At 53.2% G+C, this 25845-nt stretch carries 19 protein-coding genes and 3 pseudogenes; 7 read left to right on the top strand and 15 right to left on the bottom strand.

Annotated features, from left to right (window positions below):
* Window positions 1-265 precede the first annotated feature (265 nt).
* The 6 genes and pseudogenes from LJY18_RS22680 to LJY18_RS08285 form a co-directional block, all read right to left on the bottom strand.
* A pseudogene (locus tag LJY18_RS22680) lies at window positions 266-376 on the bottom strand (SEC-C metal-binding domain-containing protein); the annotation flags it as partial.
* A 459-nt stretch (window positions 377-835) separates the two neighbouring features.
* A pseudogene (locus LJY18_RS22675) lies at window positions 836-1021 on the bottom strand (hypothetical protein); the annotation flags it as partial.
* A 1255-nt stretch (window positions 1022-2276) separates the two neighbouring features.
* Window positions 2277-2840 carry a dTMP kinase gene (locus tag LJY18_RS08300; RefSeq protein WP_238041350.1) on the bottom strand — a complete coding sequence of 188 codons (564 nt, stop codon included), beginning with the start codon at window positions 2838-2840 and terminating at the stop codon, window positions 2277-2279.
* Window position 2841: 1 nt separating this feature from the next.
* On the bottom strand, window positions 2842-4068 hold the full coding sequence (locus tag LJY18_RS08295; protein WP_238041349.1) for a B12-binding domain-containing radical SAM protein: 1227 nt from the start codon (window positions 4066-4068) through the stop codon (window positions 2842-2844).
* Window positions 4065-4406, bottom strand: coding sequence for a hypothetical protein (locus LJY18_RS08290; RefSeq protein WP_238041348.1), 342 nt, complete (start codon window positions 4404-4406; stop codon window positions 4065-4067). The genes LJY18_RS08295 and LJY18_RS08290 overlap by 4 nt, the downstream gene beginning before the upstream one ends.
* Window positions 4400-6595 carry an ankyrin repeat domain-containing protein gene (locus LJY18_RS08285; protein ID WP_238041347.1) on the bottom strand — a complete coding sequence of 732 codons (2196 nt, stop codon included), beginning with the start codon at window positions 6593-6595 and terminating at the stop codon, window positions 4400-4402. The genes LJY18_RS08290 and LJY18_RS08285 overlap by 7 nt, the downstream gene beginning before the upstream one ends.
* A gap of 203 nt (window positions 6596-6798) precedes the next feature.
* Between LJY18_RS08285 and LJY18_RS08280 the strand changes: the two genes are divergently transcribed.
* Window positions 6799-7038: a hypothetical protein gene (locus LJY18_RS08280; protein WP_238041346.1), complete on the top strand. Its 240-nt coding sequence runs from the start codon at window positions 6799-6801 to the stop codon at window positions 7036-7038.
* Window positions 7039-7168: 130 nt separating this feature from the next.
* On the opposite strand, the gene LJY18_RS22490 is transcribed toward LJY18_RS08280, so the two are convergent.
* The 3 genes from LJY18_RS22490 to LJY18_RS08270 form a co-directional block, all read right to left on the bottom strand.
* Window positions 7169-7291, bottom strand: a complete 123-nt coding sequence (locus LJY18_RS22490; protein WP_269137754.1) for a hypothetical protein — start codon at window positions 7289-7291, stop codon at window positions 7169-7171.
* 13 nt (window positions 7292-7304) lie between these two features.
* Window positions 7305-7859 carry a DUF4339 domain-containing protein gene (locus LJY18_RS08275; protein ID WP_238041345.1) on the bottom strand — a complete coding sequence of 185 codons (555 nt, stop codon included), beginning with the start codon at window positions 7857-7859 and terminating at the stop codon, window positions 7305-7307.
* Between the two features lie 81 nt (window positions 7860-7940).
* Window positions 7941-8390: a hypothetical protein gene (locus tag LJY18_RS08270; protein WP_238041344.1), complete on the bottom strand. Its 450-nt coding sequence runs from the start codon at window positions 8388-8390 to the stop codon at window positions 7941-7943.
* Between the two features lie 354 nt (window positions 8391-8744).
* Between LJY18_RS08270 and LJY18_RS08265 the strand changes: the two genes are divergently transcribed.
* The gene (locus LJY18_RS08265) at window positions 8745-9392 is read left to right on the top strand and encodes a HEPN domain-containing protein (RefSeq protein ID WP_238041343.1); all 648 of its coding nucleotides are present in this window, start codon (window positions 8745-8747) and stop codon (window positions 9390-9392) included.
* Window positions 9393-9447: 55 nt separating this feature from the next.
* Here LJY18_RS08265 and LJY18_RS08260 read toward each other — a convergent pair whose 3' ends face one another.
* From LJY18_RS08260 to LJY18_RS08245, 4 genes are all read right to left on the bottom strand, one after another.
* Entirely contained in the window at window positions 9448-11151 is a 1704-nt protein-coding gene (locus LJY18_RS08260; protein ID WP_238041342.1) for a LeoA/HP0731 family dynamin-like GTPase, read from the bottom strand.
* Window positions 11151-14402, bottom strand: a complete 3252-nt coding sequence (locus tag LJY18_RS08255) for a DUF726 domain-containing protein (protein ID WP_238041341.1) — start codon at window positions 14400-14402, stop codon at window positions 11151-11153. The genes LJY18_RS08260 and LJY18_RS08255 overlap by 1 nt, the downstream gene beginning before the upstream one ends.
* Before the next feature lie 20 nt (window positions 14403-14422).
* A complete protein-coding gene (locus LJY18_RS08250) occupies window positions 14423-14692 on the bottom strand; it encodes a hypothetical protein (protein WP_238041340.1) in 270 nt (89 codons plus the stop codon).
* A 112-nt stretch (window positions 14693-14804) separates the two neighbouring features.
* Window positions 14805-15809 carry a helix-turn-helix transcriptional regulator gene (locus LJY18_RS08245; protein ID WP_238041339.1) on the bottom strand — a complete coding sequence of 335 codons (1005 nt, stop codon included), beginning with the start codon at window positions 15807-15809 and terminating at the stop codon, window positions 14805-14807.
* A gap of 1173 nt (window positions 15810-16982) precedes the next feature.
* Between LJY18_RS08245 and LJY18_RS08240 the strand changes: the two genes are divergently transcribed.
* From LJY18_RS08240 to LJY18_RS08220, 5 genes and pseudogenes are all read left to right on the top strand, one after another.
* Window positions 16983-17606, top strand: a complete 624-nt coding sequence (locus LJY18_RS08240) for a hypothetical protein (RefSeq protein ID WP_238041338.1) — start codon at window positions 16983-16985, stop codon at window positions 17604-17606.
* A gap of 524 nt (window positions 17607-18130) precedes the next feature.
* Window positions 18131-19226 (top strand): annotated as a pseudogene (locus LJY18_RS08235) (IS3 family transposase).
* A gap of 419 nt (window positions 19227-19645) precedes the next feature.
* Window positions 19646-19975 (top strand): helix-turn-helix transcriptional regulator, encoded by a 330-nt coding sequence (locus LJY18_RS08230; protein ID WP_330872724.1) that lies wholly within the window; start codon window positions 19646-19648, stop codon window positions 19973-19975.
* A complete protein-coding gene (locus LJY18_RS08225) occupies window positions 19972-21504 on the top strand; it encodes a YfjI family protein (protein WP_238041337.1) in 1533 nt (510 codons plus the stop codon). Before LJY18_RS08230 ends, LJY18_RS08225 begins: the two co-directional genes overlap by 4 nt.
* A 326-nt stretch (window positions 21505-21830) precedes the next feature.
* Complete coding sequence (locus LJY18_RS08220; RefSeq protein ID WP_238041336.1) at window positions 21831-22922, top strand: inovirus-type Gp2 protein; 1092 nt, start codon at window positions 21831-21833, stop codon at window positions 22920-22922.
* Window positions 22923-22950: 28 nt separating this feature from the next.
* Here LJY18_RS08220 and LJY18_RS08215 read toward each other — a convergent pair whose 3' ends face one another.
* Both LJY18_RS08215 and LJY18_RS08210 read right to left on the bottom strand, forming a co-directional pair.
* Complete coding sequence (locus LJY18_RS08215) at window positions 22951-24054, bottom strand: hypothetical protein (RefSeq protein ID WP_238041335.1); 1104 nt, start codon at window positions 24052-24054, stop codon at window positions 22951-22953.
* Between the two features lie 245 nt (window positions 24055-24299).
* On the bottom strand, window positions 24300-25715 hold the full coding sequence (locus LJY18_RS08210; protein WP_238041334.1) for a site-specific integrase: 1416 nt from the start codon (window positions 25713-25715) through the stop codon (window positions 24300-24302).
* Between the last annotated feature and the right edge of the window lie 130 nt (window positions 25716-25845).

Genomic DNA, 25845 nt, shown 5'->3' with positions numbered 1-25845 from the left:
GCGGCTTCAGGCAATGAAAGTGCGTTATCGACGTTGAAATTTGGTTCGCTCAGAAGACGGAGCTGTCTTGGATCTTAAGTAGAAACGTCGAAATCGAGCGGTTTTTGAGCTGCCGAAAAGAAGCGCAGCGCTCCCAGAAACCGACCAATTATCGGGGCAGCTTCCGGCCAAAAGCGGCCATTCCCTTCACGCAGCTTCGATCTCAAAGTGGGTCAGTTGCAGAGTTAAGTCGCGCTGCAAAGAGGCATCGCTTTTAAGAAAGTTGTTAGCGGCAGCAGTGCTTGTATTTCTTCTCTGAGCCACAAGGGCAAGGCTCGTTCCGGCCTACCGGCGGGCCAATGTAGGCTGGCTGGTGCGTTATGGTTGGCGGGACGGCGGCGCGAAAAGAAAACTGAGGGTAGGCACGAGCCATAAGGGTGTTGATCTTCTCCCCGATGAACGCAGTAAGTCTTTCGCAGCCCGGAAGCAGGTCATGATGTTCCGCCCTATTCACAATCTCATCCTTGCAATTGTACACGTACGACAGTGCATGGTTCAGTGCATCGAGCTCCTCAGAGCGTATCGCCAATAGGTTGGCTAACGCATATAAAGCTTTTATGCGAGTGTGATGGGGGCCGATGCACTGCTCATAGAGGGCTTGAGCATCAATCACAGTTCGGTCTGGAACACGCTTTTGAGTGATTAGGCCAGCAAGCTCCAGCATGGCTTCTGGATGCTTTTGTTCTGCCGCCTCAATTAGCCAATTGACGGCTGCAGAGCTTTCACCGGCAAAAGCATGCCCCTGGAGATGCAACGTGTATAAGTGAAATTGAGCTTGCGGGAATCCAGCCTCAGCAGACTGTAGAGAGCATTGGAAAGCAGCATGGAAATCTACCCGACCGCCGAGTCCACGCTCGTGCATTCTCCCTAACTGAGCAAGTGCTCTTGGGTGAGAATGGACCGCTGCCTGCTGGTAGAGCTCTCGTGCGTATTCAAGATCTTGCTCGTATCGAGCTGAGCCCCAAAAGTAGTAGTCGCCCATGACTGCCAAGGCTTCGGCATGGTTCCTTTCGCTTGCCTGCCATACATAATGCTCTCCCTCTCGGCGCTTATCCTCGAATGCATCGCCTTGTAGGCGAGCAAGGTATGCTCCGTATTCATACATTGCTTCAATGTGTGAACTCACTGCGGCGAGTTTGAGCCAGTGAATGGCTTGATCGATGGCTGAGCGCGAGGTAAAGCCGTAACCATCATCGGATCTGAAAATATAATCTGAAGCTTTTAGGTGATCTGCCTTTTCTTTGAAATGGATTCCTAGCGTGTACTGCGCGTCAGGGTTTTCCTCAAAAATGGCTCTGAAGCTGAGTTCCCGCTGATTGTGCAGGGTAGGTTTGGAGACCGTATATTCAGGCAGCGCGGGGCCTTGACTGAGCCAGCGCAGATGCTCAAGCAGGTAACGGGCAGCGGGAAGTGCCTCTTCAACCATTGCTGGGAAGTCAAGGGTGGTCCAATCATATTCCTCGGGATGAGCCGCCTTATTCCCACTGTTTTGCAGGGTGCGCAGTTTAGCCAGAACCTTCTCGCTTGTCAGTCCCCCGGTTAGCACGGTGGCAATCTTGCGGTTTAGGTTTGGCTCTCCCTTAGTACTTGGATCAAGCGTTTCGCAGAAAATAGCCGCAAAGCTGCGCAAAAAGGTGAGTGCGTGACCTGGTGTCGTGGATGCTAGTTCTTTTGCCTGTTCGTATAACGCCCCCAGCCGGGGGCTGACGCTGTGGGCAAACTCAATATCGTTCATGGATGGCCTATATGCGGGCTAGAGCTATCGAGACTCTCATGCGCATCCAAATCAAGGGGCAGAAAATCTAGATTCAAGATACCTCGACTCGCACGGATGGTCACAGGATGTGTGACAGGCCTTGACTCACTCACCGCCATGCTAGTGCGGCGCTGTTTTTAGAGGTCGAAGGGTTGGCGAGTGACTGCAATTGGCCGTAAGCAGTCATCGATAATTGATCAGTCTCGTCTTCAATCGATGAGCCTGTCTGCCGATGTAGCAACATTTTGCTCAAGGCTCGGAGCATCAATGTTTTGGGATTTTGGTGATCCCATGACAAATGCACCCAAGCGAGATCCTACTCCGCTAGCAGGCCCTGGATCTTCTGCTTTGAGTCCATCCAGGAAATCCTGGGGCACGCGAATAAAGTTTCCTCAGGGGGACTGTAAGCGGTTTTCCGTAAGAGTTGCGCAGCATGGCCGTATGAATGGGTGATCAGCGGTCCGTCCATGAACATGTCTGATCAGCTACAAGACTGTCGTCTTATCATCTGCTCCAGCTCAATCGCCAAGGCTTCCGCAGTAAGGTGAGTGGCATTCACTGAAATGTCTGCATGCGCCATTAGCTCATCAAGTACGCACTCACGAAAGCCGGGATCAAGCGTTTCCATATCCTCTGCGGTTGCGCCACGAGCAAGGAGACGTTGTTGGCGGTCAGGCTCGTCTAGCAGAAGCAATATCGTTATGTCCGGCTTGATCAGGCTTTGGCCCAAAAGCTCCAGCTCGGCCGATACACCGCGAGCTTTTGCGTATGCCAGCGTCGAGGCCCAGTAGCGATCCATAAATACCCACTCGCCACGTTCAACAAGGCTGAGTGCATGCCTCCCTTCACTAGAAACGCTGGCCGCATAGAACAGCGCCTTGGCAAGTTCATCATGGGCAAAAGCCTCTAGGATGGCTGGGCGGCTGCTACGCAATGCTGGTCCAGGGGTACTCATTGCGTGGCCCGAGAAACGCTCGGCCAGCTTGTCCAGAACTGTAGACTTTCCAACACCGTCGAGGCCCTCAATAACAACAAATCCAGCCATTTCAGTTCTCCTCCAGCAACTGGGCAATGCGAGCCATCTCGGCATACTCCGTTTCAGAAAAGCTATTGCTGGCGATCACAATGGGAATGACCTGATCGTAGCTTTCCTTGAATCCATAGAGCTGTTTCTGCTCGTATATCGGCGTTCCCCTGAGCAGCATCAGTGGCCAGGCCCTTACGCGAGGCACTCGCCGCTGCAAACACCAATCAACGCTTCTACGGAAACTGTCCAGAGTTTGATTGGGCAAGCCGTAAATCAGTGAAACCTCAAAGTCTATTTGCCGTTCATGTAACTGACGGATTCGGCTGCAAATGATATCCAGATGGTTGGGCCTTTTGATCGCTTGGTATTCGGCTTCTACTGTGGTCTGCAGTCCGAACTCCAGAGTGACATTGAGTCCCTCAAGTGCATCTAGAAAGTCCGTGCTGCAGGTCTCGAAGCGGCATTGCAAAGAAAGATGCGCAGTCACGCCCGCCGCTTTAACGCTGTTCAGGATCTGAATGGCACGCTTGGCATCAGTGTGAAAAATCGGATCCAGCACCGAGATGCGCTTCACCTTCGCGGTGGCAAACATCGCGAGTTCTTTTTCCAGTCGATGGCCATCAAACCATTGATGCTTGAGACGTATGCCTGGCTCGCGGTGTTGGCAGAATGAGCACTTGAACGGACATCCGCGCTGAGTTTCCCAGCGAATGTTGCTCTGCAACTCTGCGGTTTCATGTAGATAAGGGGAGGGCAGACTCAGCAGATCATGATCTGCTTTGCGGCCCTGATCGGGAGTACCGGCGATATGGATGCCACAGTCATCGGGTGTGGTGCCGCAGGCCAGTGCAACCATGGCCATCTCGCCCTGGCCACGAACGAAATACCTTACTAGCGGATATGTGCTTTCCAATTGCCCCTTGGCCATATAGGAGATTTGTGGCCCACCAAGAACAACCTCTGCTCCAGTGTTCTGAATCGAATGAGTCAAGGTGCGAACCTCGGCGTCGTTCCAGACAAAGGTGCCGAAGCCAATCAGGCAGCCAGAGCCAGCCTGCGTGATGGCTTGCAGGAGGCGAGCGAGTACTTGCTCTAGTGAGAAAGCAAGGCTGTTAACTTGTGCGTCGATGATCTGAAATGGCACATCCGCTGCGCGCAGGGCCGCAGCAATAGAGGCGATCCCTAATCCGGTTTTACCGTCCTGCGGCCGACGCCAATCCAATGAAACCAGGATTACCGGCCTCATGGCATCAGCTCCTGGCGGGCGTGTCGGTATCGTTCGGCGTGGCCGCGTAAGCGTTGTCGCACATCGCGCCGGAAGTTCTGGAAGGCCCTTCGGTCGCCGGGCGTGGTGGGGACTATTACCATGCCGCAGCCGTTGGGTGGGAAAAGCTTGTAGTGCCGTCCTTTGGCGTAGGTCCAGCCCATTTGAACCAGCTCAAACGTGAGCTGGTTGATGTCTTTGTTCTTGCTGAAATACATGGTGATGCCTCTGTTGCGTTGCGTTTCGCGAACGATGCAACAGAGGCTCGGCTCAAGCCCGACAGCCGAACGAAAGAAAAAACGAAAATGATCGATCAGCAACTGGAAGGCTCTGGAATCTGAGACCGAAGGTATTCGACGACGCCTTCACGCTTGTAGGCGACGGCAACCCAAAGTGCATTTTTCTCGTTCAAAGATGATTCATCGTCCAACGAAACCCACGGATTGCCGCCTACCTTGATCATGGACTTCAGCACAGCCAAATCACCAATCTGTGCGGAAAACAGCGTTGGCGTCCAGAGATCGCGATAACCATTGAGGTCTGGGTAGCGCCGGTTGGGGTCAGCGTTTTTTTCCAACAAAGTCATGACCACCTTACGACGCTCATCGGCGGTCCGGTTGTAATACTGTGCTACACCCTCGAAGATCAGCTTCTTGCGCGGTTCCTCAAGCATAGACAACCAACCATGGCGTTGGCCCGACAGCTCGCAATCCAGAATCGCGCCATTTTTGGCATCGAAGGAATCTGCCGGGACACGCCCCTCAATGTAGGCATTTAATTGTGCGGGGTCATTCACATGAATGCTGTCGTGTAGCAACGCCATGGCGTAAACCAGCGCGCTGGGCGAAGTGAAGCAGGACTGTTCGACATCTGCTCCCAGTTCGATCAGCTTGGTGACGACTTCGGCATCACCCATGTTCAGTGCGATCTGTAACGGCGTTTCACGCTTGCTGGACGCCGGCCGGTTGGCCGTTTCTGGAGCGATATCCAGAGTCAGCAAATACTGCAGAATTTCCGGATCCTTGCGATCATAGGCTCGACGCAGCGCCATGATCAGCGCGTTCTCGCCAGATTCCGGGATAAAAACATTTGGATCTCCGCCTGCCAACACAAGCTTTCTGACATCCTCAAGCGTCCCCAGCAGCACTGCATCCATCAGCGGCGTATAGCGAACACGTCCATCGGCTTGGGAGCGCTTGCGGTTTGGATTGGTCAGATCCTTGGGTGACAGGACAAACGGTCCCACTACACGTATGGCTGGTGGAATACGTTGCGCAGCCTTTTGTGGCGCATACAGCCGCTCGAACTCGGTTGAGAGAAGGTGCATCTTCTGCTTATCCAACGTCTGTTTTGGCGGTCTATTCAATCCAAGCAAAAAACATTTGTCCCAGTAGTGGTTTGCTTGCACCTGTTCACCCACGCCTACGGCATAGCACAACGCTTCATGGAGAAGTGGATGCTGGCTCGGCCCGGCTCTCCACCAGGCCGCATGGCATGCTGTTGCGTAGAGTTTTAGTGCATTGTCTTTTTCACCAAGATTCGCGGCCAGCTTTGCCGAAAACCAACGCCAAAGATACTCATGGGCTGCAGAGATTTCAGGTGTGCTGCGCTCACAGAGCGAGCGTAGCCAGTCAAGGCGATCACGAATGGCCTTTTGGTTGCCCACTGGATTGGCAAACAAGCTATGCATCTCGTTGAGTACAGGTGCACCCTGGTCGCGCACAGGCAGGCTATGCCGGTCTGCTGCCTCGCGGTTCAGTAAGGCAATGAGCTGCTCCTCTGTAGGCTGCTGACCTTGCATAAAAAAGTCGCGTTTGACGGTATCGCGTAGCTCGGCGGTCAATGACTGTATTGCGACCACTATGATCAGCCAACCTGTTAGTCGCTCGACCTGTTGGCGGGGCAATTGGCAGTCGCCAATGAGTGCCGCAATCGTATCGCGGTAAGGCCACAACCCTTTACCGATAGCTTTGCCTTGCTGCCAGCGCTCCAACGTGCGCCCGTCCAAATCCACATGATTGGCAAGCCGCTCTAACAATTGTTGTGCAGAAAGTGAGCTTTGTTGCTGTGCAACGATAAGCCAGGTGGCAAAGGGGGAATCCCACCACTGCCGCACATCCAGCAACGGTAACTCCTGATGTACGCGACGAACAAAGCCTGAAATTTCAGGGATCACCACCATCCTGAAGATGGCAGGTCGCGCACGATCTTGAATCATCCTGGTTGTATCAGTCTTTCGCGCCAGTAAGCGCAACAGGTTGCTGTGCCTATTCCAGGCCGACTCGACCAGATTGCTCCAGTCCGCACCAGCATCGTCCCGAATGGCGCGTAGCAGTTGAGTTTGGCAGTTCTCCAATAAGTCGAAGTTGCTGCCCGGGCGCTCTTCTAGGGCTAGGTGATCGATGTCCCGACCCAACCCTTTGCTTTCTAGGCAGGGGCGGTAACCGGTAGCGGTTAACAACGTCCGAAAGAGATTGCTGGGTGTAGGCAAAACCGCCAAATCACTCATTGCTTTTCCTTGCTGTGTGCCATTTTCTATCGACCGGAGAGGTCAGCTTTTGTACAGACATTGGTGGGTTTGTTATCGCTTGGGCTTGTCTGAGCCTCTGTGATGTTGAGCAGAGTTGTCCAAATCCCCCTAGGACAATGCTACTCAGAGGTTCAGGTAATCTAGTCAGGGGGGCATATGCTCCGGGAGTAGAGCAGGCTTCCGTGCAAAAAGTAATTGAGCAGTGGCTGTTTCTGCCGTTAGCTAGTGGCGCTTTTAGTATTGAAGAGGTAGAGATGAGCTCGATCACGCTTGAGATTCCAAACGCCGACGCTGAAGCTCTGCTGCGTTTTGCACAGCAAGTTAATGCACGGGAGCAATGCTCGTCTGACCCATGGGAGGCATCTCGTTTGGAGTCTGCGCTGCAGGCTCTGATTGAAGCTCTTAAGGAAGAGTTAAAGTGATTTGCGAGCGTTCGCTTGCGAAAAATGGATGAGGTTCATCTCAATCAGATGAACCTCAATCAACATTTGCTAATTCCGACACTGTCAGTTAGCTGCAGTCGCTAGTAGAGCAGTGTAAGCCCGCAGCCATTCAGGGATTCGGCTCCCTGCTGCCCTGCTTTTCGCGCTTCAGCTCCTGGAACTCGCGGTAGTGTTCAAAGGCGGCCTTGATCACAACAGCCAGGCCTATGGTGGCAAGAAGATTCTTGAACATGTAGTGGGCTCCGTCAGGCCAGAAGAACCAGCGCGAAACACACCAGCCAGACAATGAAGTAGGCCAGGTTCTGCTGCAGATTTTGGGCACGTTGATACAAATACACCGGTACCAGCCAGACCCAGCCCCTGAAGCGACTGGTATTGTGCCCGGCCTTTTGCAAGCGCTTCTCGTCAAAGAAGGACAGCAGCAGATTGAGCGCTAGCGTGATGTACCAATAACTGCCGTTTTCCATCGCTCGTGCAGCTGCCGACTCGCTGCCATTGAGGGCACCAGCGATGAACCATTCCATCAGGTAGCCGATGATGGGGGCGAAGGCGAGCACCCAGACCAAGGTGTTGTTCACTCGGCTACCGGTCAGTGGTGGCGGAATCTGCTGCAGGTGTTGCCGCAGTGGGGTGTCCTCCAGCTTCGCCCACTCGTTGAAGCCGGGCATCCACACGGAGCTGCCGTAGCCGAGGTGCCCCGAGCGAATCAGCTCGACCATCTCCTGTTCGCTGGCACCGCCCTTACGCTCGCCCCTTTCCTCGTAGAACCACAGGCTCGTACTGCTTTGTGTATCGGACATCGATTCACTCCTCGATTCGAATGATTGCGTGGAGCAGTGTCTCTGCTCCTGGCGACAGCCTGTGTCGCTGTTTTGGCTGTCTTACCAGGCCGAGTTGCAGCTGTTTTCCGGGCTGTACAGCGGCTGGAGTACGGTGGTTATATTTTGGGTGGGCAGATTGACTGTCTGTCCGCCAGCAGCAAGCTTCAGGTTGTTGGCCTTACGCAGGGCCTCCCAGAAACCCGGGAAGTTGGCCCCGCAAGCTCGGCAGTCGGTGAAGAAGGGGTTGCTATAAGTATCGCCGTCGACGATCACATCGAAGCCGTTGCCCTCATCGGAGCTGTATTGCTGGCCGCCGATGCTGGCGTAGGCGCGGACGTAGCCATCCTCCTCATGGTTCGGAAAGGAGATGTTCAGCTCGTTGCCATTGCCGTCGTCCACTAGATGCTCGCTGACACCCATGCCCCAGCCGGAAGTCCATTCGTAGGTGCCGGCATGGGCGCTGGCGCAGGTCAGCAGGCTACAGAGCAGCAGTATCTTGGCTTTGTGCATGATGCGTTTTCCTGTCATGTGGTTCAGATCCGTGGCTAGCGAAAGAACTGGGCCAGCCGCTCTCGCATGATTTCTGCGCGGTTGGCCGGGCGGGTTTCCAATTCAGTGTGTTGGCAGGCTGGGCACTGGAAGAACCAGTCGACTTCCAACCGGAGGGCATCGCTGACAGGAATGGCTGTGCGTTGCCAGCCGCAGTGTGCGCAGATGAAAGTGCGAGGATGGGGCTGTATTGGCATGTATGGTCTCTCCGTTGTGCTTTAAGAGACTGTGCCGGAGTAGCGCGGCAGATTGTGTCGCGGTATTGCGACTCAGTACTGCTCTGTTAGGGTACGGAGCTGATTCAAGGAGAGAACCATGCAGTTCCAGTCGCTGAAGCAACGTCACCGCCAGGAGCGTGATGCCCAACACCCCAATCTGCGTCTGCGTGTCCATCGTGCACTGAGCTGGCTCGACCGTGCTGAGCAGGCGGACGATCTCGACGGTCGCTTCATCTTCCTGTGGATTGCCTTCAACGCAGCCTATGCCACCGAGATCGACGAGCGAGAACGCCTATCGGAGCAAGAGACCTTCAAGGCCTTTCTGGAGAAACTCTGCTCTCTGGACAAGAGCAAGCACATCGATGCATTGGTCTGGCAGGAGTTTTCCGGCAGCATTAGAGTCCTGCTGGATAACCCGTATGTGTTTCAGAGTTTCTGGGATTACCAGAACGGAAAGATCGACGAAAGCATTTGGAAATCTCGCTTCGCCAGCGGCAAGCGCTCCGCTCAGCAGGCTCTGGCCAGCGGTGATTCACCAGCGCTGCTTGGTGTGCTGTTCAACCGCCTGTATACCCTGCGTAACCAGCTCATCCACGGCGGTGCCACCTGGAGCGGCTCGGTCAATCGCGAGCAGATGCGCGACTGTACGAGCTTGCTGGGCAAGCTGGTGCCGCTGATCATCGAACTCATGATGGATAGCGCGGATACCTTATGGGGGGATGCTTGTTATCCGGTGGTGGATTAGTCCTGCACGCATAAGGCCCGCGGCACCTTGCAACGGGCGTAGATGCTACCGGGATTCAATCAAGTGCTCTGAATTCCGCGTCTATAGTTTCTGCTTCGACCCGCCATGCTTGGAAGCGCTGCTGGCGCTTGCGGCTTTCATCCAGATTGTTTTGCAGCTCTTGTCGGCGGTTAGTGAGCAGCAGGTAGTCGGGAAAGAACTCTTCTTTGAAGCGCTCGGAGTTCACGAGGTCTAGAAAGTCCTGGCGCTGCTGTTCGAAGTTACTGACCATTTCTGTAATGACCTTTTTGAACGCCTCTTCGCGCTTGTATTGCTCCCAGCTATCCCAGGCTTCGAGAGCCACACCGATAAAGGCCAGTGCACCGTTGGCTCCCTTGGCGAACTTTAGGGCGCCCCAGGGTTTGAATTTTAGGTATTTGCCGATATCCATGCCCACTGTCTTGGCTATGGTGGCGATGCCGTCGCGGGCGGCCAGTACCGTGGTGTTGTTGATCAGGTTGCCCTTGAGCACGTGATTGATGCCCTGCTTGCCCAGCGCCTTGACGGTGGTGTTGAAGTGGTTGACCTCGCTATCGAAGCCGACCTGCATTTTTTGCACTTCAAGGGTGATGGATTGAGTCTGGCGGCTGAACTCGGCCTGCATACGTGTGGCCAGGATGATACCTTCAGCCCCGACTTCTCGCTCGAAAAAGTCGCCAAAGGTTTCCAGGCTGCAACCCTTGGCCTGTAGGATTAGGTCGGTGAAATAGCGCATGGCGAACTCGCGCAGGCTATTGCGTGCGTCTTCAATTTGCTGCCCGGTTCCTGCCAGCTGTGTTGCCAGGCGGGCATTGAGTTCGTCGAGCTTGCCGACTTCAAGGGATACCTTCTGGTCGTTTTCGATGGCGATCGGCAACTGGTTGCTGAGTACGTCACGGATCACGCTGGCGCGCATCTCGTTGGCCAGCGCGGCATTACCACCATTTTGCTGGATTTTGTCGGTAGTGGCCGATTGCAGTGTGGCGATATGCGACAACGCCTTGAACTGTTCGACGTTGGCCAGCCAGTGCTCCGCGCTCAGGTCGAACGGGTTGGCGGCCACGGCGACGATGGACAGTTCAGCGACCTCCTGCTCGGTCAGCCCGATCAGCTCGCGCAGGCGACCGGTCACATTGGCGCGTTTGATTTGCAGGTTGGTCTGATAGTCCTGCTCGTCTTCCACGTCGGCCACTTCGTCGAAGCGGCTGAGGACGAAAATGGTGCGCGGCAGCAGACCCAGGGTACTGAACAGCCAGGTCAGATCGTCCTGGTGGCTTTCCTTGATGGGGTTGGTCGAGTTCATCACATAGAGCACCAAGTGAGCTTCGCTCACATACTTCTTGGTGATGTCCTTGTATTTCTCGATGGCGTGGGTCTCGGCGTTTTCCTGCTCTTTGAAGCCGAACAGCCCGGGCGTGTCGATCAGGACGAAGTCTTCACCGACTTCGTAGACCTTCACTTCATTGGAGGACTCCTGGTGGCTGATCTTCATGCTGGATTTATCCAGCCTCTCCATCCAGGCTGCCGCGATTGAGGTTTTGCCTTCGGAGAAGCCGCCAATCAGAGCGACCTTGAGTTTTTCGCCGGATACGCTGTCGATGGCAGCTTGCAGCTTGCTGTTCAAGGCTGGGTCGATAGGCACACCGGCTGCCACGCCTTGACCGAGGAAATGTTGCAGCTTGCCGAGCAGCTCCAGCGCGCTTGCCTGCTGGGCCTTGAAGGTGTCGAGAGTGTGTTCCATTACAGTTTTCCTGCGGTTTCGATTTGGCGGGATAGGGTTTTCAGGCGGCTGGTAGAACTATCCAGAGCTTGCACCTGTGCGGCGGCCTGTTTGGCTGGTGCTTCAAGTGCCAGGTCTAACTGGTGAATAGTGCGTTGCATTTCGGACAGGGCCTTTTCCACGTTGTCGCGCAGCGCATTACGCAATTGCTCGGTGGCGCTGCGCAGGTTCTTCTCGGTAGCTTCGCGTTGTTGGGATTTCTTGTAATCGGAGCTGAGGGCGCCCCAGACGGCCTTACCGATAGAGGCGAGCACGGAAACAACAGCGGCCCCGGCGAGCCACAAGCTGGCTCCTCCGGTGAAAGGCGCCAGTGCGAGGCCGACAAGGCCACCCAGTAATCCAGCAACCTTAATGCCGTTGTCGATTTTTATTTTGAGGTCGAACCTCTCGTTGAACCGTGTGCTGCCGAGTTTTTCATAGCTTGCGGCCAACTCTTTGGCATGCTCTTCGAAGCGCGTGAGGATGTCATCGGCGGCTTGCTGGAATTTGCCGATCTCTGCGCTCACGACGCTGGGGAGTTGCTTGCCCAGGTGTTCTTGTTGAGTTTCGAACTGGCTGTGTAATGCATCCTTGAAGGCATCGTTGCTGATGTCGTTCGCTATACGCGCATAGATGTTGTTGCGCACCTTGCTGGTGAAATCATCGATTAAGGTTTCACCGCACGACTCCACGCGTTTTTTCAGGGCCTGGAAGCTACTGTTCAACTGGCTCTTGGCGCTTTGTCCTTCCTGGGAAAGTTCTTCTGCTAGCGTGGCCAGGGTCTGTTGAACTCCAGAGAGGGTTTGGCTGGTCTGGTCGAGCGATTCCTTGGCCTTGTTGAAATTGGCCCGAGTGATCTTGGCTTGACCGTCGTGGAGCAACTGGTCGTCGAGCAACTGTAGAAAGGCGCGCACACGGGACTTTTCCAGCAGTTCGTCGCAGCTGAAGTCCGTGAGACTCTTGTCGCGATCTCTGGCGTTCTTCGACTCTGGGGTGAAGTGATCCGTCGAAACCAGGAACGCAGGTCGTGCGGTGAGCGGGAACACTTCGCGGTAGTGCTTGCCGAGTTGCTCGCGCATTTTTTCGTTCAGCCCGGTCAGACTGGTGTTCTCATCGTCGGAGGTCAGTGGCCGGCCAGTCAGTGACTGCTTGGGGTTAGTGATCTTTTTGTTGAAAATTGTCCACACCTCGGTTTGCGCGCCGAGGTGTTGCTTGATCTTCTCCAGCGTGCCTTGGCGCTGCTTGTCGCCGGTTTGTGGTGGTGCGGGCTGGTTGGTGACATAGAACACCGCGTGCGCGGTCTGGACGGCGCTCTCTATCTCGCTTAGCACCAGGCCTTCCTTGCCTTCGATGCCGGGCACATCCAGCAGGGCGAAGGGCTGGCCGTTCAGCACGAGGTCATAACGCTGTGTCTGGCGGGTGAAATCGGCCCTGCCGTCACCGATTATTTCACCGTCGGCCTGTTTCTCCAGTTCAGCCAGTAGTTGTGCCAACTGGCTTTCATGTTTCTGGCGCTGCTGGACGAGGCCTTGCTGGTTGTGTTCCGCTTCGGTCTGCTGGGCGACAAGAGTTGCGCTGTCGTTGTCGCGGGCCGCGACGATCTCGCCTAGCTGCCGCTCCAGTGCGAGCCGCTCCTGCCTGGCCTGCTGCTCTTCGGCTCCTAGGGTCGATGCTGCTCTGTCACGCGTCGCGGTGGCTTCCGAGAGTGTGACAGTTGCTTGGTCTAGCTCGATTTCTTCCGGCATTTTCCTGAACAGATTTAACAGCTTCTGCCAGAGAGAAGCGTTCATTTTGCGCTCGGCGAGAAGGGTCTGAAGCTGCGTGACAGCATCAATGGCGCTGCCATAGAGCTGTTCATGCTGCTGGAATTGTCTGCCCAGCTGCTTTGCCCGCTCGTTGCTGTGGGCGTCGGCTTGGTCGATGGCCGCCAGGGTTTGCTTGTACGGTTGTTCGTATTGCTGCAGCGTGGCACTCAGCTTCTGCGCTAGTTCGTGGAGCTGGGCATCGGTTTGCGCAATGGCCAGTTGCAGGTTCTGCAGGCTTTCCTCGCTCAGGTTGTACTGGCTTTTCAGTTCGCGGAACACCTGTTGGCTGGCGAGCTTCTTAGGTTCCTGCAGCAGAATGCGCAGGGTCTCGATGATGGTCGATTTACCTGCTCCGGTTTCGCCATAGAAGGCGATGGTGAAGGTATTCCACTCGGCATTCTTTTGCAGTTCGGCTAGTTGTTTTTCTAACGCTGTTTGGTACTGGGTAAGCCGCGAGTGCGCATCGCTTTTCGCTTGGGCCAAGGTGGGGTCGTTCGACTGCACGCTCAATGAGTCGATGATGCGGACCAATTCCTCGTTGATGTGCTGGTAAATGTCGCCTGGGGCCTTCAGGTCAAGTGTCGTCATGGGTGGCTCTGCGAATGATTGTTCAGGCTGGGAGGTATTAGCGGTCGTGGCGTAGGCAGGTTCTTGCGCAGGCACCGCTGAGTTTTTTATCGAGGCTTTGAACTTGGTTTTGTTCAGTACATCCTGCAGCCGCTCCCAATAGTGGGTATGGCCGAAGTCTTCCATTTCCACACTCTCGAAATGCTCTACCTCGATACGCCCAAGGCAGGTCTCCCCCCAATTCAGCAGAAGAGTTCGGTCTGCCTTGGAGTAAGCATTGATCAGTCGACCCTGGAGCAGGCCGCGCATTTGTTGTGCTTCGTCAGGGGTGACCTCGACCGCGGCGGCCATCAGCAAGACATCATTGATCGCTAGCCTTTGCCTCTTGGTAAAGGTTTTTAGGCTGTTGACGACCAGTCGGCCTCCGAGCGAGTGGCCGATCAGGTTGATCGTTTCGATCTGTGGGTGATTGTGGCGCAGGTATTCGCCCAATTGCTCAAGCAATACGGCACCCATCCTGTCTGCACGAGAGCGAGCGTCGGTAAAGTTTTTTCGCCGGTCCTTGGCGAAAGAACCAGCAAGGCTCGAATAAGCAATGGGGGACGCTAGGCCGCCGGTTATCAAACTCAGGCCTGCCGTGCCAAATGCCAGGAGCGACGACTTGTCGAAATGGAGGTAGTGATTCGAGGGCCAGAACGCGAAGATATTGGTGTAGTGACAGAGTTGATCCGGGATTTTGTCGAGTAAGAGCTGTTTATCCTCGGCGCTATGCCCGGCGCTGTAGCCGTGTACGAAGATATTGGCTTCAGTCGTGCCTGGATTGGCGACTGGCGAAGCTTGGAAGCTGAAGGCGTTGATCATCTTATTTCCTTAGCCGGGAGTTACAGCCAGCGCCTGGCGACTATGACGATCAAATGCAGGCACAAGCCCGCGCAGGCGAATATGGCGATGATCTTGGCGGTGATGAGAAAGAAGCCCTGCAGACCGCTGAAAAGAAAACCCACAATCACGCCCAGGCCGGCGATCAGTGCGGCTATCAGTAGCAGGCCAATGTAAGGGCGCAATAGCCTCGATGCGGCCCCGCGCTCGATAAGGCTTGCCGCGGTGCCAAGCACGACGAGAAAGATGACGATGCCAACTACGATGCCCATGATTTACCTGTTGGCATCCTTGATTGCGTTTTTGCCAGAAGACTCGTTTTGGGAGGTCTCCCGAGCCGGGTGGTTGTAATGCGTTATTTGCCCATCGACCGTTCTGTCGCGCTTATTGTGCATATAGAGCCTCTACTTTGGCGGCTTTGTGTCGGATGGTCTGAGCCCATGCTGCTGGTGCCCACACCCGCACATTCTCCCCCAAGCTAAATACCCACCACCGAGTCTCCTGATCGTCCGGCACCCAGGCGCGCAGACGTTTCCAGTCGCTGCCTTCCAGAAGCTCCAGACTCTGCTGCGCACTTAGCGGAGTTTCGCCTAGCAGCCAAGCGATCTGCGGTGATACGTCGGCGACCAGCTCCACCTGCTCAATGGGCGTGTCGGTATTGAAATCCTGGCGGATGTAGCGCTCGATCTCAAAGTCGTCACGGACTCGGGCCAGAGCTTCCAGGCACTCGGCCTGGTGAATACGGTGCAGGGCGAACTGGCGCAGGTCGTCGTAGCCGTCGACGCTGCCGATCAGGTAGCTGATGGCGTGTCGGGAAACTAGGCCGGCGGGGTGGATCAGCAGTTGCTTCACTTCGATTTTGCTGCGACTTAGGTAGCGGATCTGCAGCTGTTTACGTTCCAGTAGGGCGGTGGAGGTCTGGCCCCAGACATATGGGGCAATCTGCGCGGGCTGCAGGGACTTGCCGTTGGGAATCGCCCGAACCTTGTGCGCCCAGCGCGCCAGGCCGTTGTTTTCCAGATTGTCGAGGTAATCGCGTGCCATGCGGAACTGTGGGCCGAGCTGATCCAGCACGCATTGTGGGAGCAGTGTCTGCAGGTGGCTTTCCGCGAGGTACAGCGCCAGTGCTGTGGGGGTGTCCATAGCCGACAAATCGATAGGTGCTTTGTCCGACAGACTCCAGCGAAATGACGGGGAACTCTCGTCACGCTGTAGGGCGAACGGAATAGAGAGTCGGTCAAGGTCGCGTTGAACTGTACGTAGACTTACCGAGAAACCATCATCCTTGAGCTTCTCCAGCAAGGTTGTGGTCGCTATGCGACCTGGTGTTCGCGGGATAAGGCGTAGCAGAGCGATGAGCCTTAGGAGCGTGTCCTTAGCCTCGGACATAATTACTTCCCTGTCGTATTGAAATGGCGTGGACTTTATTGGCGCTACTTATATGGCGAATCTAACCTTTTTAATGGCAATTTGCTATGTCGGCGGTAGGTGACGATTGAGCCCGAGAGAACGGCACTGGCCGCTAGGGTCTCTAGGCGGCTTGCTTGGCGCTTTAGAAGGCCATGCGAGCGGCACCGAGGGCAGTGATCGAAGCGTACTTGCATGCCTCTCTCTCCATCGTCGAGCATCAACGTCTGCTGCCAGTCACACTGGAGGCAGCAGTGGGTCAGAGCCTTTCTCATTCGCCGAGTCTCCTTTTTCTGGCGGCTGTAGAAGACAATACACAGTCGTAGCGTCAAATCCTGTCGCGGTATCTAGCTGGTACTCGGCTGTTCGCCTCGGCTCATGCACGCGTCGCTTTTGTTGAAGCTACAGCCGATAGCAGCCACTTTCCCAATTGCTCGTTGGGTTTCATCTTCAATCGATGAACCTGACTCCGGCACGGCAATATTTTTACTTAAGACCTTCGACATAAGTCTCCATTTTTGGATTTTGGTGACTCCATGACCAATGATCCATACTCTTCGTTTGGAGGAAAGTCGGAATGCTCAGGAGGCCATCGCCATTTCGGCTTCGCCAAGACGGGCTAACAGCCCGCACGCCCAAATCCGGTAAAGGCAGATAGTGAGAACCGCTTGCGGGCTCGCGTGTTGTCAGCAACTCACTAGGTTCAACTAATGGCTGCTGGGTCGGTAGCTGCCGGTCACGAAAGGCTGCTGCCGACCCAAAGCGGTCGGTGGCGACGGGCAGAAAGCGGCCAATAACAGCTTCACGTCTGGCTACTTTCGACGCAAAGGCCGTTGATGAGCCCACCGGATCGGGGGTGGAAACCGAATGTGCAGAGCGAAACGGCCGCTGGGCCGACTGCGTAAGGGCACGCAAGCGAACACTGCGCTTCACTATCACTTTCATACCCATAACCCCGGAGTTCGGCTCGCCGCTAGTAAGATGCTGATCTCGCATTCAAAGCTGGTTTTCTGAGCGTCAGTCAAGGCAGGGGCTGCCCTTGGCTTGCTGTGTTAAATTCTTTATAGATTCATCTGTGATTCTTTTGTGGATCCATATAGAATCACGCTGGGGTTATTCTTGGGGCTTTACCCATTTTTTGGCGAGGTATCAATCATGAGTGACTTTTTCTCGAAGCTTGAGGCAAAGCGGAAGCGCGCGGCATTAACGGAATCAATGACGATACGTGTGACGGTCGAGGAGGACGCTGCCATCAAGGAGCTTGCAAACTTTTACGATCTGACCCGGCAAGACCTGATACACGATTTGATAGTTGAATATGTCCTACCCACTTGGCGGAAGGTCGAAACCGAGTCATTGGCTCAGATGGCACCCCCACCACCAAGGGATGATGACAACCTATTCCACTACGTTTTAAACACCAACAAAGCCAACTGTTCTGACGATCACGATGCAATGTTGTCTGAGAGCATCGCTGCTGCGTTTGAAGATGGTTACAAGGAAAAGATTGATCGCCTCAGGAAGGGCGACGTTGTTTTCTTGTATGAGTCAGGGAAAGGGATCGTGGCGTACGGTTGGGCGAACGGCCTGACCGAGGAGCGAGATCACTTTGGAGTGCCCGGTAAGACCCGATTCCAGCGCCTTGAGAATTTCAAGATTCTAGAGAAGCCAGTATCGGCAAAGGACATCTGCCAGCGGCTTGGGCGTAACATCAAATTCGCTCAGACACTGACCTATTTGAACGATGGCAAGAAATTGCTCGAGTCAATGACTGGCTGAAAAACTGTGTCCGGCCAACTACAACTGTTCAGGAGTGAACGCTTTTGGTCGATGGCAGACATGTGTAAGTGCGTTTACGGGAGACGATTCAGTTTGACTTTTATTGCCAGATCGAAAAAAATCTCCAAATCCTGTCGGCCCTAGATTTCTAGGGTCGGTGATCTTCTCCCGCAAGGAGTATCAGCAGCAGGGTTATTGCTCGTATTCGGCGCTGTTGGATTCTTAGTACTTGTAGCAACGAGGTTCCTAAGTCTTAAACTGCAACAGCCAACCGTAGTGGCTCCGTCTACGAAGGAGGTTAGTTTTATCGCTAACATTGATACCGCGTTTCTCGACACCATCAGCAATGTGGGTGCCGGATGCGTTGCAAGTGCCCTGTATGCTGCTCTGATTTGAGCTTCTCTGCTCTGTAAAAGCCCAGCCATTGTGCTGGGCTTTTTCCTTCCTGCACCTCGCTGCCCCAGAATCGCCCCGGGTTTCGTAGACACCTCCAAGCCTTAAACTGAGGCCCATTAGGAGGTGTCATGAGCAACCAGCGTTATCCCGAAGAATTCAAAATAGAAGCGGTCAAGCAAGTGACCAAGCGAGGCCTGCCTGTCGCCGAGGTAGCTGCCCGATTAGGTATGTCCGTGCATAGCCTGTATGCGGATCAAGCGCTACAGCAAGCCCCAGGAGCAGCGAGCACAAGAGGATGATCAGCAACCGGAACTGCGTCGCCTGCGTGCCGAACTCAAGCGCGTGACCGAATAGCGAGACATCCTAAAAAACTGTCAGTGGATTACCCGGTTCGGCGTCTTTGCCAGACCTTGAAAGTGCATGCCAGCGGTTACTACGCCTGGCTGGCAGAGCCGAAATCTGCACGAGCAAAGGAAGATCAGCGGCTGCTCGGGGTGATCAAGCATTGCTGGCTGGAGAGCGGCGGCGTCTATGGTTACCGCAAAATCCATGACGACCTGCGTGAGATCGGCGAGCAGTGCGGCAGACATCGGGTTACCCGGCTGATGCGCCTGAAGGGACTGCGTTCGCAGACCGGTTATCGGCATCGCCCTGGCCGTTATGGTGGCAAGCCGCCGGTAGCTTCCCCCAATCGTCTGGAGCGCCGCTTCAACGTCACAGAGCCCAACAAGGTCTGGGGCACGGACATCACCTACATCCGAACCTATGAAGGCTGGTTGTATCTGGCAGTGGTGCTCGACCTGTTTTCACGGCAGGTCATCGGCTGGTCAATGAAGCCGCAGATGACGAGCGGCCTGGCGATTGATGCGCTGCAAATGGCGGTCTGGCGACGTAAGCCGAGGCAGGAAGTGATGATCCACTCAGACCAGGGCAGTCAGTACAGCAGCTCCGATTGGCAGAGTTTTCTGAGAGCCAACAACTTTAATCGGTAGCATGAGCCGTCGAGGAAATTGTCATGACAACGCGGTGGCGGAAAGCTTCTTCCAGCTGCTGAAGCGGGAACGGATCAAGCGGAAGATCTACGGCACTCGGCAGGATGCCCGCAGTGATGTATTCGATTACATCGAGATGTTCTACAACTCAAAACGACGGCATGGTTTCAACAATCAGCTGTCACCGGTAGAGTTCGAAAAGCGGTATTTCCAGGGCTTGGGGAGTGTCTAGAAAACCCGGGGCGATGAAGCAGACTCTAAAAAGTTGTTTCAGGAGGAAAGTCTTTCAGGCCCAACGGAGCTACAGCTCGCTGATGGGGGCAGACGGTGATGGTTCTCCAGACGACCCTGGAAAGCGCAAGTCGACAGAGTGGTGCGCAGTCGAACTGCTATTTCCGCTACTTAATAGCAGGAATAGCGGTTCATGCCGGATTCTTGTTTAAACCTTCAGTGCGGTTGCTTATATATGGCTAGGCCTGCTTTAGGCTTTTCACGTCGTTATATCCCCCCACTCCCACCGTTACGCTAAGCGAGCCAGGTGCTGTCATTGTCCGCCAAAGCCACGGTATCCGTGGCCTCGCCGTTTTAGGCTGGCACCGTTAGCAAAGGTTACGGTCACGTTCTTTAGTTTTCATCCTCAAAGCTCCTAGGATGGGCACAAACCCACCCACTAAACGGAGTAACACGATGACACCTATAAACCAATCACCCCTGGTCATGCTTAGGCTGACGCAGGTAGTCCAGCGAACGGGCCTGTCGCGGTCGACCATCTACAGTAAGCTTGATCAAAACTCGACGCATTACGATTCGACCTTTCCAAAACAGGTTCGTCTTGGCCGAGGCTCAGCGGTTCGCTTTATTGAAGCAGAAGTAAACGCATGGCTGGAGCAGTGTGTGTACTCGTCTAGAGCGGTTAGCACAACGGTTCCTCAGTCGCTCATGGTGCAGAGTGCTTTGGTTGCCGGCAGGTGTGGGCAATGAGTTCACATCTCCGTTTTGGAGATCAATCCGCTACGTGGGTAGGTGTTCCGGGCTATCAGCCACCACTATCAGGCGCTGAGGCGGTATTGCCAAGTTTAACCCTACTACCATTGTTGAACGCAGTAATCGATGAGCTTCAGGGCAATATTAAGGCTCCTCGCCCCTTGATTTTATCAACAGCTTTGGCAGCAATTTCTGTTGCTGTACAAGGACTAATAGATGTGCAAAAACCAACCGGTCAAGTTGTCCCTGTATCACTGATGCTACTCATTATTGCGGATTCAGGGGAGCGGAAGTCCGCGACAGAAAAAATCTTGATGAATTCAATTCGTGATTTCCAGGAACAGCAAAGCGTGCAATATCAGAAGCTGTTTAGGGCGTGGGACGTTGAACGGTCCATTTGGGAATCAAAGAAAAAAGCAATTTTGAGGTGCGTGACAAAAAACGTTGAAAAGGGGCTGCCTTCGGACGATGAAGTGCTTCGGATGCATGAGCATGAGATGGCTAAACCGGAAAGGCCTAAAGAGTTCAAATTCCTCTATGAGGACGCTACGTCTGAGGCATTTTTTTACGGAATGTACCAAAATTTGCGAACCGCAGGATTGATCTCAAGCGAGGGTGGTGGCGTTTTAAGTGGGCGGGCATTTAATGACTTATCAAAGCAGAATGCTATCTGGAGTGGAGATTCAATCACCGTTGACCGTAAGACATCCGACTGCTTTGAGCTGAAGGATGGGCGCCTGACTGTATCGATTATGGTGCAGGGGGCGGGCTTCAAAGACTATATGGTTCGACGTGGAGAGTTGGCGCGCGGGTCAGGTTTGTTCGCACGGTTTCTAGTGTGCGAGCCACAATCGACCCAGGGCATCCGTATGGAAAATAACATTACTCGATCATGGGAGCATCGTGACAAGTACAACCAGCGCATGACAGAGGTGCTCCAGCAGAATCTGGGTCTGTTGGAAGAGCCGGATAGAGAAAGGAAAGTTGTTAAATTTACGGCAGAAGCTTGTGAGCGTGGGATACAAATTGCCAATACCATCGAGGTGGAGATTCGCAAAGGGGGGCGATTGCATGGTGCGGGTGATCATGCATCTAAGCTGTTTGAAAATATAGCAAGGGTGGCGGCGGTACTTCACTATTTTGAAGGGTTAGATGGTGATATTTCTCTAGATACGCTTAACATCGCGATTAATCTATGTAAGTGGTATTCAGATGAGTTTGTTAGGATTTTTGTACCGTCTCCGCAAGATGAATCTGACGCTGTGGAATTGATGGAGTGGTTACGTGGGCGTAGCTATGGTGGTCAGCGATACGTGTTAAAAAATCATGTCCTTCAATACGGGCCTAATAAAATACGAAAGAAGAGTCGCTTAGACCTTGCTTTAGAATGTCTCTGTTCTCATCGCATGATTTCGCTCTGCGGGTTGGGGGCGAAGGTGTTCATTGACCTGAAGCCAGGGTTGCCTCCAGAACCGCAATTTATGCATGGTGATTTTATTTATGAGTATAGTGGTAGTGTGATTTGAGTGGTGTTGGAACTAACTTAGTTTAATTTTACTTCTGCTTATTCATAGGTTGTCTTGGTGGTCTGGCTTTGCGTGGCGTGTTTGGCTGGAGTAGTGTTGATATGTTGATTATGGAGTGTTATTTAATTATAAAATTATAAGTATTATGATCATTTGGTGCTCTGTGGTGTTATAGGTGCAGTGGGTGGTGCATATGGCCAGTATAGCCAATATGCAAGGTTAACTATTGTGCTTGAGGCGCTTGTTGTTGTTGCAGTATGAGGTCATGCTTTTGGCTTGTGGTGTATACATATTCTTCTTCAATTTAATTAGTTGGTGGTGTGGGGATGTACCTAGACGAAGTTCATCGTGGGTTTGCTAATGATGTGGAGGAAAGACCGCTCCTTGAGGTGGCGGTAGAGGATGGCTTGCTAGGCCGGTTGAAAGTAATTGAGCCGCTAGTGGTTGAAATAACCAGCAGTGATGAGCAGTTGTTTTCTGTGATTAAGAGTGCTGACGGTAAGCTCGGCTTCCAGGCGTCGTTGATTGGGAAGCGACTGCTCAAAGTATTAAGTAATGGGCAAGGTGAGTTCGCTTATTATTTCCCAGTTCATGAACTGAACCCATATGTGGATCTACTATTTAGCTGCGCTAGAGGAATTGAAAGTACATTGCTGTTCTCAACTCCGACTAGGAGTCGCCCGGAACAGCTTGAGAGCGCCGTGGAGGCGTTGAACGGACTTGTCGATGACATGAGGCAGATGGCATCCGGGCATCAATTTAAACGCCTTATCAGGGGCTTTGCGAAGGCGGCAAACAAAAGAGCCAAGAGTCTAGATGCCTATATTGACGCCTTGTTTGAAAAACGCTCTAGGTTGGTGGTAATTCGTTTGGATTTGTCTTATGGGTCGGGGTTGTTTCACCGGGAGGTAGGTCTGCAGGGACCCTTGTTACAGGTGAAGGACGACTGGGCTAGGATGCAGCGTGATTTGTACAAAGGTGTTCCTATCAAGGGGCTGTTAGGATTTGCTTGTAAGCTGGAATACGGTCATAGCAAGGGCTTTCACTTTCACCTTTTGGCTTTCTATGACGGGGCGATGTATTGCCAGGATGTTGTCTTGGCTAAATTACTAGGTGAGCACTGGCAGAACGTTATAACCAAGGGGAAAGGGCGTTATTTTAACTGTAATAATCAGCAGTGGAAATACCGGCACAGAGGCATAGGCGTCGTAGGTCACCTTGACGCTGATCTCATTCAGAACTTAAAGGGCGGGGTAGCGGGCTACCTTGCTAAAACTGATTACTGGGTGAGGTTTTCCCCTCGTTGTGGAAGAACATTCTTTCGGGGGAATATGCCTAAACTGACCGGCGTAAAGAGAGGGCGGCCAAGAATAGGTGGCTCAGGTGGTGCATGCGACGTGTTAAAAGTAAACAGTTGACGGGTAGTGTGTGGAATCTTCGTAGCTTTTATGATGGGCCTTTTTCGTTTTTTTGTTTTTTCGTTTTATCAGCGTCATCAGGCTTGATAATTGTCGCAATTGCGGCGGCGAGCCTAGCGGTTACTTTCCAGGGGCCTGATGTGTCTGATAATTCCGTTTTGATGCTGTCTCTTGTTGGGTATTTTTCTCTCCCGTAGATTCGACCTCTGTCGATCATTTCCAGCCAATATTTTATTGCTATTTCGTTAATCATTACTAGGGTTGTTGAAGTGTAGGTGTTATATTTTTTTCTCTGCACATTGCTTACTCTATCCTTGGGTGGTGAGTTTGAGTAGCGGTGGTCAGGAAGAATTGCATTGATGGCTTGTTCTGTTAGGTCTACTCCTGAGTTCGGTCCCCAGAGTGTTCTAAGCCATTTTTCAATCGCGATAGTTTCTATGTCGTCTGGGTGTTTTCCGTTCAAATTATTTTCTGAGAAAAAATGAGTAGACGCTTCGTTAAGTTGAGCTAGCTTTAATGAAGTCCACTTCCCTGGCTTGAAATTTTCGTAGTCGGTGTTGTGATTCAATTCTTTTCTAATTTCTTTAAGGTCCTCGCTGAGGATAAACATTTTTTTTGGTTTTATCTTGATGGGTTTTTCTATTGCTCTCATTGTTGATTTAGGGTCTTGCGAGGGTGGATTGAGTTTTGTGGTGATAAATAGACCGTCTAGGTATGGGCTTTTAAGCAAGCCTCTTTGTTGGCAGCCTTTTGTGTTGCTGTGAGGGTAGGTGATGATTATTTCATCACTTTCGGCGCAGTGTTTTGCTACTGCGTGGAATTTGCTCTGTTTTAGTCCTTCGAAACGCAATGCCGCCTTGCACTCTTTTGGCGAGAGGCAAATAAATTTTATTGCTTTGGTTACATTTATTGTAAGTGAGCTGTTAATGTAGTTCGGGAAATGGAGCCGCATCTTTGGGTTGTAATAATGCTTCTCTACCAGATGGACTTCTGCATTGTCAGGAGGGTAGATGAGTAGCTTGATGTCTAGTTTTTCTACGATGTCAAAAAAAACCTGACGATTAATGCTTAGATCGTTTATTGATTTTTCGACTGAGAGTACTTTCTGGCTTCTATCCTTGATGGATGTCATTCGTATACTCGTTGCTCTGTGGTTGCTGGTTGTTTATCACAGGTTTATAACAAATGCTAGTGGCATGTTCGGTTAGCTGATTTGCTCAAATTCGCAGGCTTGAGCTTTGTCTGTGGGAGGTCGACCTAGGGCGCAACCTTTGCCTACACCGCGATACCACAAACTGGCAGCCCTTCATGATGCATCCGTCGCTGGGCGCGCCGCCTGCAAGATTTTGGACAAGTTTGAGCATGTAGATAAACGGACTAACCTATCAGGTCACTAGTTAGTTGTTCAGGAGAGTCATCGTGTGAGTTAAAGCGCGCCGGGTTTTCTATGTTTATCGTGGCTAGTGCTTCTAGGTGCTCTCCAAGTAAGCGCCAAGCCTCAGTCATCTCTTGAGTATAGCTATGTCGCTGATAGGTGCGTTTTACCTTGTTTTCTTCTGTGTGGTTCAGGCAGCGCTCTGCCACTTCAGGGAGTACACCGAGAGCGGTCATGATTGTAGCTCCTGTACGCCTGAGATCATGGGGCGTCCATTTCCCTCCCGGCAGAAGCAAGACATGAGCTTTGGCGCTTCGACGACTCATGCTGCTTTGCCCCGGTTGGCGTTGTCTATCGCCAAGCTGCTTAGTTACGGTCTTGGAGCAGACCGGACCGCTATTGTCTGTGTTGGGGTAGCACCAGGTCGAACTCCCATTGAGCGTGTGAACGCGCTTAAACTGTTTAACTGCGAAGGCCGATAGCGTCACTTTGTGGGGCTTTCCGTTCTTGCTGTTCTCAGTTGGAATCAGCCATGTGGCATGGGTAAGATCCAAGTGTTCCCAGCGTGCCTTGAGCAGTTCACCAACCCGGCAGCAGGTAGACAAGGCAATCCAAATTGCAGCTTCGGTGGATGGCAGCAAGGCTGCTTCTGGAGCAAGTTTGGCTAGGTTGCGAATTTCATCGTCGCTCAAGACACGGTCGCGCTCGACATCCTTGCCGCCAATCTTGGCTTTGCGGATGCTGGCAGAAGGGTCGTATTCAATTAAGTCACGATCTACTGCAAAACGGAACATTTGGCGCATCAGGGAAAAGGCAATTTTCGCCGCTCGATTGACACCGCGGGCTAGCATGGCGTCTGTCACTTCTGTGATGTGGCCCTTTTTAATGTCAGCTACAGCCAAGCTTCCTATAAAAGGAAGGACATCTTTTTCAAACATGCGGCGTACCTCTGCGCCCTTGTCCTTGCGGTTGATCAGATCAACCTTGGCCCAGTGCTCGAATAGCTCGGTGACACTTTTCCTCGCGGCATACCGAGCCTTTTCTACTTCTGCAGCGACCTTTGCTGAGGTCAGGCGGGCAAGCTCGGCATCGCGTGCTGCAATACGGGACTCTTCCTCGGTCTTTAAGTACTCTCGAATATCACGCATACCTGCCTTATGTAGGCCAGCGAGCTCTTTGGCTCGCTGGCCTGCCTCTGCAAGGGTCATGGTGCCTTCTAAGTTGTCACGACTGTAGGTGCCGATGGGGTAGGTAATTCGCTCGCTCTTGCTGTTCAGGTACCGGAAATAGAAGAGGCGTTCGCCGCTGGGAGTGATCCTTGCCACGAGACTGCCATGTCCCCAGATGGCGACTTCGCTAAGCCACTTGTCGCTGTTGCCCGGCTTGGCGGTCATCTGCCGGTCTGTGATCTTGCCCATGCAATGCTCCGGTTTCTCCGTTGCCAATTGGTTGCCAATTAAGGTGATCTGGTTGCCAATTGGTTGCCAATTGAGATTGGCTTCGAGGAGATGGTATCGGATGGATTAGGATGATGGAATGGCTACAGGC

The organism is Pseudomonas sp. MMS21 TM103 (assembly GCF_022132145.1).
Classification (GTDB): Bacteria; Pseudomonadota; Gammaproteobacteria; order Pseudomonadales; family Pseudomonadaceae; genus Aquipseudomonas.
The sequence above is the reverse complement of the archived record's forward strand: the minus strand, read 5'-3'. Positions and strand labels throughout refer to the sequence as shown.

What these genes read in the sequence shown, in the direction of transcription:
- LJY18_RS08240 (WP_238041338.1), top strand. Translation starts at nt 16,983, where the DNA reads ATGAGTGACTTTTTCTCGAAGCTTGAGGCAAAGCGGAAGCGCGCGGCA.
- LJY18_RS08220 (WP_238041336.1), top strand. Translation starts at nt 21,831, where the DNA reads ATGTACCTAGACGAAGTTCATCGTGGGTTTGCTAATGATGTGGAGGAA.
- LJY18_RS08270 (WP_238041344.1), bottom strand. Translation starts at nt 8,390, where the DNA reads ATGCACAAAGCCAAGATACTGCTGCTCTGTAGCCTGCTGACCTGCGCC.
- LJY18_RS22490 (WP_269137754.1), bottom strand. Translation starts at nt 7,291, where the DNA reads ATGTTCAAGAATCTTCTTGCCACCATAGGCCTGGCTGTTGTGATCAAG.
- LJY18_RS08300 (WP_238041350.1), bottom strand. Translation starts at nt 2,840, where the DNA reads ATGGCTGGATTTGTTGTTATTGAGGGCCTCGACGGTGTTGGAAAGTCT.
- LJY18_RS08225 (WP_238041337.1), top strand. Translation starts at nt 19,972, where the DNA reads ATGAGTTCACATCTCCGTTTTGGAGATCAATCCGCTACGTGGGTAGGT.
- LJY18_RS08230 (WP_330872724.1), top strand. Translation starts at nt 19,646, where the DNA reads ATGGGCACAAACCCACCCACTAAACGGAGTAACACGATGACACCTATA.
- LJY18_RS08265 (WP_238041343.1), top strand. Translation starts at nt 8,745, where the DNA reads ATGCAGTTCCAGTCGCTGAAGCAACGTCACCGCCAGGAGCGTGATGCC.
- LJY18_RS08275 (WP_238041345.1), bottom strand. Translation starts at nt 7,859, where the DNA reads ATGTCCGATACACAAAGCAGTACGAGCCTGTGGTTCTACGAGGAAAGG.
- LJY18_RS08215 (WP_238041335.1), bottom strand. Translation starts at nt 24,054, where the DNA reads ATGACATCCATCAAGGATAGAAGCCAGAAAGTACTCTCAGTCGAAAAA.
- LJY18_RS08295 (WP_238041349.1), bottom strand. Translation starts at nt 4,068, where the DNA reads ATGAGGCCGGTAATCCTGGTTTCATTGGATTGGCGTCGGCCGCAGGAC.
- LJY18_RS08285 (WP_238041347.1), bottom strand. Translation starts at nt 6,595, where the DNA reads ATGAGTGATTTGGCGGTTTTGCCTACACCCAGCAATCTCTTTCGGACG.
- LJY18_RS08250 (WP_238041340.1), bottom strand. Translation starts at nt 14,692, where the DNA reads ATGGGCATCGTAGTTGGCATCGTCATCTTTCTCGTCGTGCTTGGCACC.
- LJY18_RS08245 (WP_238041339.1), bottom strand. Translation starts at nt 15,809, where the DNA reads ATGTCCGAGGCTAAGGACACGCTCCTAAGGCTCATCGCTCTGCTACGC.
- LJY18_RS08210 (WP_238041334.1), bottom strand. Translation starts at nt 25,715, where the DNA reads ATGGGCAAGATCACAGACCGGCAGATGACCGCCAAGCCGGGCAACAGC.
- LJY18_RS08255 (WP_238041341.1), bottom strand. Translation starts at nt 14,402, where the DNA reads ATGATCAACGCCTTCAGCTTCCAAGCTTCGCCAGTCGCCAATCCAGGC.
- LJY18_RS08260 (WP_238041342.1), bottom strand. Translation starts at nt 11,151, where the DNA reads ATGGAACACACTCTCGACACCTTCAAGGCCCAGCAGGCAAGCGCGCTG.